General features: G+C 65.3%; 13 protein-coding genes. 8 read left to right on the top strand and 5 right to left on the bottom strand.

The genetic code is table 11. The features are described from left to right. Positions 1–309 precede the first annotated feature (309 nt). Entirely contained in the window at positions 310–1,146 is an 837-nt protein-coding gene (locus tag ACFVYC_RS21280) for an alpha/beta fold hydrolase (protein ID WP_387554029.1), read from the top strand. After that, on the top strand, positions 1,143–2,933 hold the full coding sequence (locus tag ACFVYC_RS21275) for an EAL domain-containing protein (RefSeq protein ID WP_387554027.1): 1,791 nt from the start codon (positions 1,143–1,145) through the stop codon (positions 2,931–2,933). The genes ACFVYC_RS21280 and ACFVYC_RS21275 overlap by 4 nt, the downstream gene beginning before the upstream one ends. A gap of 125 nt (positions 2,934–3,058) precedes the next feature. Here the strand turns inward: ACFVYC_RS21275 and ACFVYC_RS21270 are convergent, their stop codons facing one another. Both ACFVYC_RS21270 and ACFVYC_RS21265 read right to left on the bottom strand, forming a co-directional pair. Further along, positions 3,059–3,385, bottom strand: coding sequence for a hypothetical protein (locus tag ACFVYC_RS21270; protein ID WP_387554025.1), 327 nt, complete (start codon positions 3,383–3,385; stop codon positions 3,059–3,061). Positions 3,386–3,622: 237 nt separating this feature from the next. Beyond that, positions 3,623–3,967: a hypothetical protein gene (locus ACFVYC_RS21265; protein WP_387554023.1), complete on the bottom strand. Its 345-nt coding sequence runs from the start codon at positions 3,965–3,967 to the stop codon at positions 3,623–3,625. Positions 3,968–4,100: 133 nt separating this feature from the next. On the opposite strand from ACFVYC_RS21265, the gene ACFVYC_RS21260 reads away from it, so the two are divergent. The 4 genes from ACFVYC_RS21260 (at position 4,101) to ACFVYC_RS21245 (ending at position 8,223) form a co-directional block, all read left to right on the top strand. Next, complete coding sequence (locus tag ACFVYC_RS21260; RefSeq protein WP_387554022.1) at positions 4,101–5,318, top strand: MFS transporter; 1,218 nt, start codon at positions 4,101–4,103, stop codon at positions 5,316–5,318. 19 nt (positions 5,319–5,337) lie between these two features. Then, entirely contained in the window at positions 5,338–6,039 is a 702-nt protein-coding gene (locus tag ACFVYC_RS21255) for an esterase/lipase family protein (protein ID WP_387554020.1), read from the top strand. A gap of 87 nt (positions 6,040–6,126) precedes the next feature. Next, complete coding sequence (locus ACFVYC_RS21250) at positions 6,127–7,023, top strand: LssY C-terminal domain-containing protein (RefSeq protein WP_387554018.1); 897 nt, start codon at positions 6,127–6,129, stop codon at positions 7,021–7,023. Between the two features lie 402 nt (positions 7,024–7,425). Next, entirely contained in the window at positions 7,426–8,223 is a 798-nt protein-coding gene (locus tag ACFVYC_RS21245) for a carbon-nitrogen hydrolase family protein (protein ID WP_387554016.1), read from the top strand. A 35-nt stretch (positions 8,224–8,258) separates the two neighbouring features. On the opposite strand, the gene ACFVYC_RS21240 is transcribed toward ACFVYC_RS21245, so the two are convergent. From ACFVYC_RS21240 to ACFVYC_RS21230, 3 genes are all read right to left on the bottom strand, one after another. Then, positions 8,259–9,164 (bottom strand): phosphatase PAP2 family protein, encoded by a 906-nt coding sequence (locus ACFVYC_RS21240; protein ID WP_387554014.1) that lies wholly within the window; start codon positions 9,162–9,164, stop codon positions 8,259–8,261. Positions 9,165–9,253: 89 nt separating this feature from the next. After that, entirely contained in the window at positions 9,254–9,754 is a 501-nt protein-coding gene (locus tag ACFVYC_RS21235) for an SRPBCC family protein (RefSeq protein WP_387554012.1), read from the bottom strand. Then, the gene (locus ACFVYC_RS21230) at positions 9,711–10,106 is read right to left on the bottom strand and encodes an ArsR/SmtB family transcription factor (protein WP_387554010.1); all 396 of its coding nucleotides are present in this window, start codon (positions 10,104–10,106) and stop codon (positions 9,711–9,713) included. Before ACFVYC_RS21230 ends, ACFVYC_RS21235 begins: the two co-directional genes overlap by 44 nt. Positions 10,107–10,177: 71 nt before the next feature. On the opposite strand from ACFVYC_RS21230, the gene ACFVYC_RS21225 reads away from it, so the two are divergent. Further along, complete coding sequence (locus ACFVYC_RS21225; RefSeq protein ID WP_387554009.1) at positions 10,178–11,173, top strand: o-succinylbenzoate synthase; 996 nt, start codon at positions 10,178–10,180, stop codon at positions 11,171–11,173. Between the two features lie 344 nt (positions 11,174–11,517). Continuing rightward, positions 11,518–13,587: a PhoX family protein gene (locus ACFVYC_RS21220; protein ID WP_387554007.1), complete on the top strand. Its 2,070-nt coding sequence runs from the start codon at positions 11,518–11,520 to the stop codon at positions 13,585–13,587. Positions 13,588–13,591: the final 4 nt, after the last annotated feature.

The following is a 13,591-nucleotide window of genomic DNA, read 5'->3' as shown; positions in this document are numbered from 1 at the left end:
CCCGGCAGGCTAAGTGGAAGGAGGACCCCAACACAACACAAACCCAACACACAAAACACCGCAAACATGTCATCAGCACACATGTCCTTGTGGCCTGCGGTCCGGCAGCGAAACACCAACACGGTTTCGCCGCCGGGCCCCCGGCGTGTCATTTCCCATTCGAAATCTGCCAGCCGGGCTACTCGTTGGAGTCGTAAAGGACGGAGCTTCGCGGCGTGGGTTCCGGGGAGTGGGAATCCTAGGATTCCGCATCGTTCCGCCATTATTATCTGAGCAGGACAAGGTCACCGTACCTGGGGGGCAGCAACAATGATCGAAGCAGCAACAGCAGCAGTTTCCACGGTGATCCGGCGAAACAATGTCACGGTGTCAGGGCGGGCTGACGGGCCGGTGATGATGTTTGCCCACGGCTACGGCTGCGACCAGGACATGTGGCGGCGGCTGCTGCCGTACTTTGCAGACGAGTACCGATTGGTGCTTTTTGACCACGTCGGCGCAGGCCACTCAGACGTGGATGCCTACGACCGGGAAAAATACGGGTCCCTGCACGGCTACGCCGCGGACCTGCTGGAGATCTGCGAGTCCCTTGTCTTGAGCGACGTCATTCTGGTGGGACACAGCGTCAGCGCGATGATCGCGGTGATCGCCGCAGTCCAGGAGCCGCAGCGCTTCTCCAGGCTTATCCTGGTTGCCCCGTCTCCGCGCTATACGAACGACTCGGCCGACGGGTACGTGGGAGGCTTTTCCCACGAGGACATCGAGGGCCTTCTGGCCTCCCTGGACAGCAACTACTTTGCCTGGGCCGAAGCGCTGGCGCCGATGGCGATGGGCAACCCTGACTCTCCCGAGCTCTCGGAGGAACTCCGCAGCAGCTTCTGCCGGACCAATCCGTCCATCGCGCGGCACTTTGCCCGCGTCACGTTCCTCTCGGACACCCGGCAAGTACTCGGAAAAGTGCCCACCAGCAGCCTGATCCTGCAGTGCTCCGACGACCTGCTCGCGCCGCCGGAAGTGGGCACCTACGTGCACCAGCATCTGGAACACAGTTCCCTGGTGCACCTGCAGGCCACGGGCCACTGCCCGCATGTCAGCGCACCGGCGGCCACGGCCGAGGCCATTCTGCAATTTCTGGCGTCCAGCCCGTGACAGGCACGCCCGGTCCGGACCCGGCCCGCTTCGAGGCACTGTTCAACCAGGCACCGTGCGGCTACCTGATAACGGACGACGCCGGCCGCATCACCGCGGTCAACGACACCTTTATGAGCTGGACAGGTTACAGCCGATCGCACCTGCTCGGGTGCAAGCTGCAGTCCCTGATGCCTGTTGGCGACCAGATCCTGTATTCAACCCACTGCATCCCGCAGCTGGGCATCGCCGGCGCCGTATCTGAAATCGCGGTCGAGATTATCGGCACCGACGGTCAGCGCCGCGCTGCGCTGCTCTCGGCGTCGCGGTCCCCGGCGCCACCGGGGGAACACCCGGCCGTCAGGGTCATCATTTTCAGCGCCCACGAACGCCGGATGTACGAGAAGGAACTGGTAGCGGCCCTCCGGGCAGCTGAGGAATCCGAGGCGCGGCGTGCCGTAGCGGAGAAGGAACTGCAGCGGCTCGCCCTGCACGATGCCCTCACCGGCCTGCCCAACAGGGCGGGCCTGAAATCAGAGCTGGACCAACACCTCGCCGGGAGGACTGGCGGCGCGGGCATGCTGGCGGTCCTCTTTATCGACCTGGACCATTTCAAAGCCGTCAATGACAGCCTGGGGCACGCCGCCGGGGATGAACTGCTCATCTCCGTGGCGCACCGGCTGGCCTCGGCAGCGGCAGGAACAAGTACTGTGGCCCGGCTTGCCGGCGACGAGTTCGTAGTGGTGGACGCCTTTGCGGCTCCGTCGGAAGCCACCGCACTCGCTGCGGGGCTTCTGGAGGTCCTCAAGGCACCGATGCAGATCGAAGGCCTGGAAATCGTCACGTCTGCCAGCATCGGAGTGGCTGTGGCGGAGGATGCCGTTGAAACCCTGGACAACCTCATCCGCCGCGCCGATATCGCCATGTACCGGGCCAAGGAACTCGGCCGCAGCCGCTGGGAACTGCATCAACCTGCAGAGTCCGATCCCACGGTGGACCGGCTCCGCGCGCTGGGGGAGCTCCGCCGCGGAATCAGGGAAGGTGCCCTCCGCGTGCACTACCAGCCCCGGATAGACCTGCGCATCGGACGCACGAGCGGTGTGGAGGCGCTGGTCAGGTGGCAGCACCCCACCAGAGGTTTGCTCCCGCCGTCGGAATTCATCACCATGGCCGAGGACTCCGGCCTGGTGCGGCCACTGGGGGCATGGGTGCTGGGTGAAACCCTGAAGCAGGCTGACAACTGGCGGCGGGAGGGCCTCGGCGGCGCCGGCCTCGAGTTTGCTGTCAATTTGTCGGCCCGCCAGCTCAATGATCCCGAGCTGGTGCCGATGGTTGAAGCTGCCCTCCGGCTCCGCTGCATCGACCCCGCGCGCCTGCTGCTGGAAATCACCGAGACGGCCCTGATGGCCGACCCCGCTGCCGCCCTCCAATCGCTGACGGCCCTCAAGAACCTGGGCGTCGGCCTCGCTGTCGACGACTTCGGGACGGGGTACTCCAGCCTGACCTACCTCAAGAAGTTCCCGGTGGACGAACTGAAAATCGACAGGTCCTTTATCAACGGGCTCGGTTCGGACTCCGGAGATTCAGCCATCGTGGGCAGCTGCATCGATCTGGCACATGCTGTGGGTATCAGGGCTGTTGCCGAAGGCGTGGAAACCTCAGTCCAAGTCCAGACCCTCAAAGTCATGGGCTGTGACCTCGCCCAGGGATACCACTTTGCTCGCCCGCTGCCCGCCCCGCTCCTCAGGGAATGGCTGGACGCCACCGCCGGCGGAGGACCTGCCGTGCTTGGGCTTCCCTTAAACTAAGAGTGCAGCTACCCGTCTATTCGGATACAGCTGCACTCTAAGTTCGAGGAAAAATCGTGGAAAGTCTGTGGCTGGCACTCTGGCCCGGAAACTGGGCGCTGCGGGTGCCTTGCCTGCCAAGCCCTTTAGGCGGCGATCAGTGCACGCCTTGCAGGCATGTGTTCCCGGCGCGGTGCCAGGACGCTGATGGTACAAGGTGCCTGCTGCGGATCGATCCTGGCCGGCAGGTGATGGGTTTCGGAAGCGGTATGAAGCATTTCCAGGGCTTCCTCATCAACCCGTGCGTGGGAGATGTCCAGCTTCAGGTCCAGGCCTTTCCGCAAGGAATTGGCCCGCTTAACTACTACATAAAGTGCGTTCACGCTGTGGACGGTGATATGCCCCTTTGCAATCACCAAAGCCTTGGCATGGTCGAGATCTACACGGACAACAATGTTGAGCTTGGAGTTCAAGTTGTAAAGCCTTCCCCGGCAGTTGGCTGCGACGCTGCAGCTTCTTGCAATGGCCTGTTTCTTAAGCCTTATCCAGAGTAAGGGGTGAATGTGACCCACGCAACAGTTACGTATTTATTACACCGAATAGGATGCTAATCCTGTGACACCTCACGGGCAGGCATGCGGGCACGCCAAAGGGCGGGCCGGTCTGGGGGCCGTGCTTTCCAGCCGCATAGTCTCCAGTCCAGGCTGGGCTCAACCCACCGCTTCGGGAAGCCTTCCGGTTAATACCGTCACCGGAGCCACTGACCAGCGCTCGCGCTCGGGCTCGTAGGAAATGACGACGGAGGCTTCGTTATCCCGCGCCTCATCGATGGCCAGCAGCAGGGCATCCTCCAGGTGCCGCGCATATTCGAGCCGCTCGGCCAATGTGCCCTGAAGGTTGCTGTTGTCGATCAGTGCGTGGCTTTTGCCGTCCACGATGACCTTCAGCGAATACCCCTGGTCCTCGTGGAGGGATCCCCGGGTTGATGTAATCTCGGTGACTTTGTCTGCCCGGACCAGCCCGTTGCCGAGCGTACGGATCCACACTTCACCCATGAAATGAACCTCCCCTTTGGCCGTGGGCGCGAATCAGCACCCATAAGGCAAACGCTAGTCCCTTGCAAGGGTTTTGTGACCCCCAAATCTTGGCTTTCTCTCTCCCTGTGCCGGCCACCCTAGGATAAATCTGATGACTTCCGCGGATGACCCCCAGCCCTTCAGCCTTCGCAGCATCGCGGTGGCCGCCTTCGGTCCTACATTGCTCTTCGGGATCGGCCAGGGGGCGATTCTTCCGGTGGTGGCGCTGACCGCCCGCGACCTTGGCGCATCTGTTGCCGTTGCCGCGCTGATCGTGACGCTGATCGGGCTCGGCTCCTGGTTCTTCAACCTGCCTGCATCCCTGGTCACCCTCAAATTCGGCGAACGCTGGGCCATTGTGGGTGCCGCCGTTGCTGCCGGGCTGGCGCTCGCGGCGGCCGGGCTGTCCTCGCTGATCCCCAACGGACTGTGGCTGCTCGCGGTGGCAATGGCCGTCGTCGGCATGTCCGGCGCTGTGTTCGGCCTCGCCCGGCAGAAGTACCTCACCGAGGCGGTTCCCGTGGCATTCCGGGCGCGGGCGCTGTCCACGCTGGGCGGCGTGAACCGGATCGGCGTGTTCATCGGGCCGTTCCTGGGCGCGGCGGTGATGCAGTTCTCCGGGATCGGCGGGGCGTACTGGGTGGGCGTCGTGGCCATGGCTGCCGCCGCACTGCTGTCCCTCACCATCCCGGACCTGGTGCTGGAGGAAACGCACGACGGCGGACACAAAGGTCCGGAGCCGACCCTCCGCAGTGTGGCGGTGTCCCACGCCGGCGTCTTCCTGAGCGTGGGCGTCGGGATCCTGCTGCTGAGCGCGCTCCGCTCCTCGAGGCAGGTGGTCATCCCGCTCTGGGCAGACCACCTGGGCATGGACGCCACCTCGGCCTCCCTGATCTACGGGCTCTCCGGAGCCATCGACATGCTGGTCTTTTATCCCGCCGGCAAGCTCATGGACCGGAAGGGCCGCCAGTTCGTGGCCGTCCCGTCCACGCTGATCATGGGCACGGCGCTGCTGCTGATACCGCTCACCGGATCCTTTGTGGGGCTGCTCTTGGCGTCGCTGCTGATCGGGTTCGGCAACGGCATCAGTTCCGGGCTGGTGATGACCCTGGGCGCGGACTTCTCACCCAACCGCGGCCGCGGGCAGTTCCTGGGGCTGTGGCGTTTCATGGCCGACGCCGGGTCCACGGGCGGGCCTGTCCTCCTCTCGGGGGTAACGGCCCTGGCCTCGCTGGGGGCGGGAATCTCAGCCACGGGCGTGCTGGGGTTCGCGGCGGCGGCCGTGTTCGCCGTCGTTATTCCCCGGCTCAGGCACCGGCGGAACTACTGATTACGGCTATCCTCAACAGATGAGTCAAACGGGCACGCCCACTCGCATCAATGCGCTGCAAAAAGGCGTGTGGTGGCTGCAGGACTATCTCTACGCCGGGGCCTGGCAGGTCCGCGGCATACTCTCGCGTGTCCAGCCCGGCTCGTTCCATCAAGGCCACCGCGCACCCGTGGTGATCATCCCCGGCGTCTACGAAAACTGGCAGTTCATGCTGCCGCTCATCCAGTGCATCCACGACGCCGGCCACCCCGTTCATGTGGTGACGGTGCTGCAGCGGAACAGCCTGGACGTCCCAGCTGCTGCCCGGCTCGTGGCCCAGCACCTGGAGGAGGCGGGCCTGCGGGACGCGGCCATCGTGGCGCACAGCAAGGGCGGCCTCATCGGGAAGTACGCCATGCTGAACCTGGATCCGGAGCGCAGGATCGATCGAATGATCGCCGTGTGCACGCCGTTCTCAGGGTCGCGCTACGCCCGGTACATGCTGCTGCCCAGCCTGCGGATCTTTTCGCCCCGCAACGCACTGACCCTCCAGCTGGCCCGCGAGGAGACCATCAACAGCCGGATCACGTCCATCTACGGGCCGTTCGATCCGCACATTCCCGAAGGCAGCGTCCTTCCGGGTGCCACCAACATCGAACTGCCCACGGCCGGGCACTTCCGGATCCTGGGGGATTCCGAGACAGCGCGGATCATTGTGGAGCAGCTGAACCTTCCCGCGTGAGCTGGGGTGGGCTGCCGACGGCGGGCTGCCGGCTTCCGGCCGCACCTTTAGGCTGGTGATGGATTGGCGACCGAAAGGAGAAGCACTGTGACGTCCACTGGCGGGAAGCGGGCCGTTCCGCAGGAGCCGGACCACTCGCGTTCCAGCAGCGCGGTGGTGCGCCGGCAGAGCAGGTGGGCCACTGTCCTGGCGGTCCTGCAGCGGCTGCTGTATCTGATCGTGACGATTGCCGTCGGCTGGGCCGTCTACTATTTCCTGCTGGCCAGGCTTTCGCGTGGGCCGGAACAGGCATGGGTTTTCCTGCCGGTGTGGCTGATTTTGGCCTACGCGCTGTTGCCGCGCATCCACAAGATCCTGAGCAGCCTGTACATCCCGGACTACTTCATCGGGCGCACCAGGACGGGCGACGGCGTGCTGGGCGATCCCGTGAACCTCGCCGTGGTGGGACCTGAGGAGGAGCTGCGCCACGCGATGCAGACGGCAGGGTGGGTGGAAGCCGATCCCATCACCCCGGCCACGGCCTGGCGCACGCTGACCTCCACTGTCCTGGGGCACAGCTACCCCCAGGCGCCGGTGAGCTCACTCTACGTTTTCGGCAACCGGCAGGACCTGGCGTTCCAGCGGGAAATCGACGGCAACCCGCGCAAGCGGCACCACGTGCGGTTCTGGAAGTGCCCGGCCGGCTGGATGCTGCCCGGCGGACTGGCCGTGGACTGGGTGGGGGCCGGCACCTACGACCGCAGTGTGGGGCTGTCGCTGTTTACGTTCCAGATCACGCACAAGATCGCCGACCGCACGGATGAGGAACGCGACTTCATTATCGAGACGCTCCGTTCGGCCAACGCCGTTGAATCCGTGCACGTGATCCTCCACTACTCCAGCGGCTACCACCACCGCAACGGCGGCGGCGACGCGATCCGCACCGACGGGCACCTTCCGATCATCGACCTGCACCCGCCGGACCGGCCAGCGCGTCTCCAGTAAAGTCCCGACGCCGCCACTGGGGGGAATGGGGCGCCGGGACGTTTAGTGGCCACCGCAGGGGATGCCGGTTGCAAATCCCGATGCCCGTAGGGAGCGTCCCCTTGGGGCTGGCGGGATTGAGTACCTGGAACGCCCACTTCAAGACGTGCCAGGAGACCGATGGCTAGGCCGGGGAAGCGACGTTGATTCCCCGGCCCTTGTAACAGCAACTATTCATGGCCTCGCTCAACATACGACGGGGTATTACCGCAAGGTTGGGTCAAAAGTTCCCTACCGTTTGCGCAGGTCAGCCCAGGCGGGGACAGGGTGCCCCGGGGGAAAGGGGCAGGCAGGTCTGTTCGCGCAGACCCTCGTGTGCGAACCTTTGTTGAGGGGCCGTTTCGCCGTGGCAGGAGGGCTGAAATGAGAATCGCCTCCGGGCAGTTCAGCGCCGGCAGGGAACCCCAGCGGAACCTGCAGCACATCCAGCGGCTGATGGAAACCGCCGCCCTGGGCAACGCAGACCTGCTGGTGCTTCCCGAGTCCAGCCTTTACGCCAGCACCGAACCCGCGGGCGTCCTCGCGGAAGTGGCCGAGCCCTTGGACGGCCCCTTCATCGGCGGTGTTGCGGCGCTCGCAAAGGGCCTCCGCCTGCCCGTAGTGGTGGGTACGGCAGAGGCCAACCCCAGCGGCCTTCCCTACAACACCCTGGTGGCGATCGACGCCGACGGTGCAGTCCAGGGTGCGTACCGCAAGGTCCACCTCTACGATGCTTTTGGCTATCGCGAAAGCGACGGAACCAGCAAGGGCGCCATCGGCGAGCCATACCTGCTCTCCCACGGCCAACTGCGGCTCGGCATGCTCACCTGCTACGACCTGAGGTTCCCGGAGAGCGCCCGCTACCTGGTGGACGCCGGGGCCAATGTTCTGTTGCTGCCCGCCATGTGGATCGTCGGCCCGGGGAAAGAGGACCACTTCACCACCTTGGTCCGTGCCCGTGCCATCGAGAACACCTCGTACGTGGTGACGGCCAACCAGTGCGGTCCGCTCGCTACCGCGTATTCAATCGTGGTGGATCCGTTCGGGGTGGTGATCGCCAACGCCGGAGAGGCGCCGGGCGTCGTCTTTGCCGAGCTTGAACCCGAACGGATAGCAGCCGTCAGGACCCGCGTCCCATCCCTCCGGAACCGCCGCTTCCGGGTGGTGCCTAATTCAAACTGAGATGCATCAGCGGCTTGGCCCCACTCGAGGTGACGTCAGCGCCTGGGTGGGTTCCGCCGTCGTGCGGCGAAGGCGAACAGCGCCGTAGTGGCCACCGTCGCCAGATATCCCGCGATCACGATCAGCGAGATCCCGGCCCAGAAATAGTTGGTGGTGCTCACTTCCTGCCAGGGGCTCGGCGCGATCCGGGCCAGCGAATACACAGCCACCGCAGCCGAGGCCAGCCCAATCGCCACCGGCATCGTGAGCCAGATCCTGGCCGAACCCACGTGTGCTCCGAAGCCATCCCACGCGTTCCATGCCCCACGGCGGATGATAAGCCAGCCCGCAGGAACCATAAACGCGCCCACCAGCAGGAACGCGGCCACCACGTCAGCGGGTCGGTGCCATTGGTTGATCAGCGTGGACACGCCGGAGGCAATGGCGAACGTGCCGCCTACGAATCCGGCCATCGGGCGCCACCGCGGTGACGCCATCAGGAAGACGGCAGCCGCCGCCGACGCCGCCAGGGTGGTGTGACCGGACGGCAGCGAGTTCAGCTCCAGCGTCACCACGCCCTTGTCGGGCCGCGCCGGCAGCACATCCTTGAGGACCTGCGTGGCGATGTTCGCCCCGATGCAGGCGGCCACGGCAATCCCGGCTTCCGTCCACCGCTTCCGGATCACCGTGACAAACAGCACCACGACGGCGGCCATCACCAGCGAGATGGTGGGCAGCAGGTCCAGGAACCTGGTGGTCGCCTTGCCGGCGGGCCCGTGGATATCCACGGCTTCCACCAGCGCGGACTCGTCAATGAACTGGCCCGTGGTGGTCTGGACGAAGTAGTAGTACGTGGCGATCAGCCCGGCGACGCACGCCAGGGTGGCTAGCACAAACAGGAAGCCAGACCCCGGAGCGGGGCGTGCCGGGGTCCTGGTGTGGGCTTGCCGTTGAGAAGTCATCGCTTCAAGGTTGTCACAGAAAGCTGGGATCCCGCCGCATGTTGCCTGGCCGCGAGGCGCCCCGCCGGCGCCGCTCCCGGGCGCGGCATCTAGCGGAGGGCCGCCGCCAGCTCCTCGATGATCTCGAACTGCTCGCGCACGCCGCCCTCCATGCCGGACTGGGCAATCATGTCCCGGACTTCCTTGCTGCCTGCGTCGGTGCGGATGCTCACCAGGGTGGCGCCGCCGTCGGCATCTTCAAAAGTGATGGTGTTGACCACGGCGCCGTCCTCGCTGTCCGGACCGGCGTCCGGTGTCTCCATGATCTCTGTGTGGACGATCCGCTGGTCCGGCACGATCTCCCCGTACCTCCCGTGAAAGGCCACCTCGAACTCACCGTGGGCCACCATCACGTACCGCCAGGCCCCGCCCACCCGGAGATCCATGTCCGCCACGGTCATTTCGCCGCGCCTGCCGGGCCACCATTTCCTCACCAGCTCCGGCGTTGTCCAGGCCCGGAACACAAGGTGCCGGGGTGCGTTGACGGTGCGGGTAATCAGGATTTCCTCATCGCTGGGGAAGGTGACGTTCATGGTGCTTGTCTGTGCCATTGCGCTGCTCCTTTGCCTGCTTTTCCTGCTCTTTGAGGTCCTTCGCTACGTCCTCCAGGAGATCGAAGCGCTCCTCCCAGAGGTGCCGGTAGCCCGCCACCCAATCGTGGATGGGCTTGAGGGCCTGCGGGTTCAGCCGGTAGACGCGCTGCCGGCCTTCGTCGCGGACGACGACGGCCCCCACCTCCCGCAGCACCCGCAGGTGCCGGGACACATGGGGCTGGGCCATGCCCAGCAAGTCCACGAGCTCGTTGACCGGGCGCTCGCCGCCGGCCAGCGCGTCCAGGATTTCCCGGCGGCGGGGCTCGGCCACCGCGTTGAACGTGTCTGCCGTTGTTGCTGCCCGTGCCATGATCCCAATTATATATCCATATTGATATGCATTGGAAGGGGTCTGTCGGTCGCCGCTTGTACAGTGGGTCCATGCCAACCGCGCCTCTGCCTGCCCTTGAGAGCCTGCTTGCCGGCGCGCACGTGGTCAGCCTGCCCATGCGGGTGAAGTTCCGCGGCATCATGGAGCGCGAGTCTTTGCTCCTGCAGGGACCGGCCGGCTGGGGCGAGTTCTGCCCGTTCCCCGAATACGGCGATGCTGAGGCCTCCCGCTGGCTGGCTTCTGCCGTTGAGGCCGCCTGGCAGGGCTTTCCCGCTCCACTGCGGCAGGTCATTCCGGTCAACGCCACTGTCCCGGCCGTTGCCGCCGAACGGGTGCCCGAGGTGCTGGCACGCTTTGGCCGGGTGGACGCCGTCAAGGTCAAGGTTGCCGAGCAGGGCCAGACGTTCGACGACGACGCCGCCCGGCTCGCCGCGGTCCGCTCCGCCCTGCCGGATGCCGCCATCCGTGTGGATGCAAACGGGTGCTGGGACGTTCCTGCCGCCGTCCGGGCCCTCACCCGGCTGGCGGACGTCGGGCTCGAGTACGCCGAACAGCCGGTGGCCACCATTGACGGGCTGGCCGAGGTGCGGCGCGTTTTACGGGCGGCAGGTACACCGGTGCTGATCGCCGCAGACGAAAGCGTCCGGAAGGAATCCGACCCCCTGCGCGTGGCACGCGCCGGCGCCGCAGACCTGATCGTGGTCAAGGTTGCGCCGCTTGGGGGAGTGCGGCGCGCGCTTGACGTCGTGGCCCAGGCCGGTCTGCCCGCCGTCGTCAGCTCCGCACTGGATACCTCGGTGGGAATCCGCGCGGGCCTGGCTCTGGCGGCCGCCCTGCCGGAACTGCCGTACGCATGCGGGCTCGGGACCGTATCCCTGTTCGAATCGGACGTCACCACGGATCCGCTGGTAGCCGACGACGGCGCCATCCGCCTCCGCGACGCCGCCGCCGACGCCGGGCTGCTGGAGCAGTACGCGGCAACACCTGCGCGCCGGGACTGGTGGCTTGCCCGGCTCCGCCGCGTCCACGCACACCTCTCCGCCTGACGCTCTATCAGTTAGCGCACGAATTCCTGCAACGCTCGATCAGTTAGCGCACGAATTCCTGCAACGCTCTATCAGTTAGCGCACGAATTCCTGCAACGTTCTATCAGTTAGCGCACGAATTCCTGCAACGTTCTATCAGTTAGCGCACGAATTCCTGCAACGCTCTATCAGTTAGCGCACGAATTCCTGCAACGCTCTATCACCTTCCGCGTCTTTTTCGCCGACGCTCCAGCACATTCCTGCAGGTCACGAGCGGTTAACCGGAACTTCACCTCACTGACTACTGCGCGTAGAAACGGTTGACAGGGTGGGGGAACCGCATCGATTTTTCTTGGAAGGCCCCCATGTCTGAAACGACTGCCCGCAAGTTCACCCTGCTGCCGATGCTCGGCCACACCAAGGGCAAGCGCAGCGCCGTCACCTGCGCGCTGAAGTGCGACAACGCCTGCTCGGGCGACGTCTGCAACACGAGCTCCAACAGCTACTTCCGCGACATCGCCTCCGCAACCATGTCCCGCCGCGCCGCCCTGGGCTTCGGCGCCGCCGGTGCGCTCGCCGTCGTCCTCGGCAGCGCCGTCACATCGCCTGAGTCCGCAAGCGCCGCCGGGCTTTCACCGGCCGCCAAGGAAGGCTTCGCCAAGTCGAAGCTCAAGTTCACCGCCATCCCGCCGGTGGACGCCGCCGTCGACGCCGTCACGGTTCCGGACGGCTTCACCTGGAAGCCTGTCATCCGCTGGGGTGACCCCATCTTCAAGGACGCGCCGGAGTTCGACCTGGACAACCAGACGGCCGCCGCGCAGGAAAAGCAGTTCGGCTACAACAACGACTACACAGACATCCTGGAAGTTCCGGGCAGCAAGGGCCGCCGCGCGGTCCTCTTCGCCAACCACGAGTACACCAACGAAAACATTATGTTCCCGGCTGCCATGCCGGAGGCGCAGAAGCGCGCAGTGGGGGCAGCAGCACACGGCCTGTCCGTGGTGGAGTTGGAGCGCCAGAACAAGAACAAGCCGTGGACCTACGTCAAGGGTGCGGAGCTCAACCGCCGCTACCTGAACAGCACCGTCTACGAACTGACAGGCCCGGCCGCCGGCTCTTCGCTGGTGAAGACCGACGAGGACCCCGCCGGACGCTACATCAAGGGCACGCTGGGCAACTGCGCCGGCGGCACCACCCCGTGGGGCACCATCCTCTCGGGTGAGGAAAACTTTAACGGCTACTTCCGTACCCCGGGTACCTCCGCTTACGACAAGCGCTATGGCCTCACCGACAAGGCCACCGCCCGTGGCTGGGAAAACGACGACAAGCGCTGGGACACCCGCAACGCCGGCTACGGGAACGAGGCCAACCGCTTCGGCTGGATCGTGGAGGTGGATCCGTTCGATCCCAAATCCACCCCCCAGAAGCACTCGTCCCTGGGCCGCTTCAAGCATGAGGGTGCCAACGTCATCATCGCCGAGTCCGGCAAGGTGGTGGCCTACTCCGGCGACGACGAGCGCTTCGACTACCTCTACAAGTTCGTTTCCAGGGACTACTACAAAGAGGGGGACCGCAAGCACAACATGACCCTCCTGTCCGCGGGCAACCTGTACGTGGCCAGGTTCACGGGCAACTCGCCGGTGGCCGAGATCACCGGCACCGGAGCTGTCCCCACAGACGGTGCATTCGACGGCATCGGCGAGTGGCTGCCTCTGGTAGTGGACGGGGCATCCGCCGTTCCCGGCATGACCGTGGAAGAGGTCCTGGTCTACACCCGAATCGCCGCGGACAAGGTTGGCCCCACCAAGATGGACCGCTGCGAAGACGTGGAGCCCAGCCTGCACACCGGCAAGGTCTACGTGGCCTGCACCAACAACTCCAGCCGGGGCACTGGTTCCTACGAAAAGGCCACCGAGGTCAACCCGCGCAACGAGAACCGCGACGGACACATTGTGGAAATCACCGAAACCGGTGACCAGACCTCCACCACCTTCACGTGGAACCTGCTGATGGTCTGCGGCGATCCGGCCCAGGGCGACGTCACCTACTTCTCCGGCTTCCCGGTAGACAAGGTCTCGCCCATCTCCTGCCCGGACAACCTCGCGTTCGACTCCGTGGGCAACCTCTGGATCTCCACCGACGGCGCCCCTTCCGGCATCGGCAAGGCGGACGGTCTGTTCAAGGTCACCCTGGAAGGCGCAGAGCGCGGCAAGGTGGAACAGTTCCTGGCGGTGCCCAACGAGGGCGAAACCTGCGGACCCATCATCCACGACGAGGAGCGCACTGTCTTCGTGGCCGTGCAGCACCCGGGCGAAGACGGCTCCTTCGAGGAGCAGCATTCCTACTTCCCGGACTACGTCCACGCCGGTGCGACGCCGGCCCGCGGCCAGGTGCGCGCGCCCCGTCCGTCCGTGATCCAGGTGTTCCGCGGCTAGTCTT

The sequence above is a fragment of the Pseudarthrobacter sp. NPDC058329 genome (assembly GCF_042879835.1).
GTDB lineage: Bacteria > Actinomycetota > Actinomycetes > Actinomycetales > Micrococcaceae > Arthrobacter.
This window is presented reverse-complemented; position numbering and strand designations above follow the sequence as displayed.

Excerpts from the sequence above, each read along its gene's own strand:
- ACFVYC_RS21230 (WP_387554010.1), bottom strand. The coding sequence starts at position 10,106 with ATGGCACGGGCAGCAACAACGGCAGACACGTTCAACGCGGTGGCCGAG.
- ACFVYC_RS21280 (WP_387554029.1), top strand. The coding sequence starts at position 310 with ATGATCGAAGCAGCAACAGCAGCAGTTTCCACGGTGATCCGGCGAAAC.
- ACFVYC_RS21225 (WP_387554009.1), top strand. The coding sequence starts at position 10,178 with ATGCCAACCGCGCCTCTGCCTGCCCTTGAGAGCCTGCTTGCCGGCGCG.
- ACFVYC_RS21240 (WP_387554014.1), bottom strand. The coding sequence starts at position 9,164 with ATGACTTCTCAACGGCAAGCCCACACCAGGACCCCGGCACGCCCCGCT.
- ACFVYC_RS21260 (WP_387554022.1), top strand. The coding sequence starts at position 4,101 with ATGACTTCCGCGGATGACCCCCAGCCCTTCAGCCTTCGCAGCATCGCG.
- ACFVYC_RS21255 (WP_387554020.1), top strand. The coding sequence starts at position 5,338 with ATGAGTCAAACGGGCACGCCCACTCGCATCAATGCGCTGCAAAAAGGC.
- ACFVYC_RS21220 (WP_387554007.1), top strand. The coding sequence starts at position 11,518 with ATGTCTGAAACGACTGCCCGCAAGTTCACCCTGCTGCCGATGCTCGGC.
- ACFVYC_RS21245 (WP_387554016.1), top strand. The coding sequence starts at position 7,426 with ATGAGAATCGCCTCCGGGCAGTTCAGCGCCGGCAGGGAACCCCAGCGG.
- ACFVYC_RS21265 (WP_387554023.1), bottom strand. The coding sequence starts at position 3,967 with ATGGGTGAAGTGTGGATCCGTACGCTCGGCAACGGGCTGGTCCGGGCA.
- ACFVYC_RS21235 (WP_387554012.1), bottom strand. The coding sequence starts at position 9,754 with ATGGCACAGACAAGCACCATGAACGTCACCTTCCCCAGCGATGAGGAA.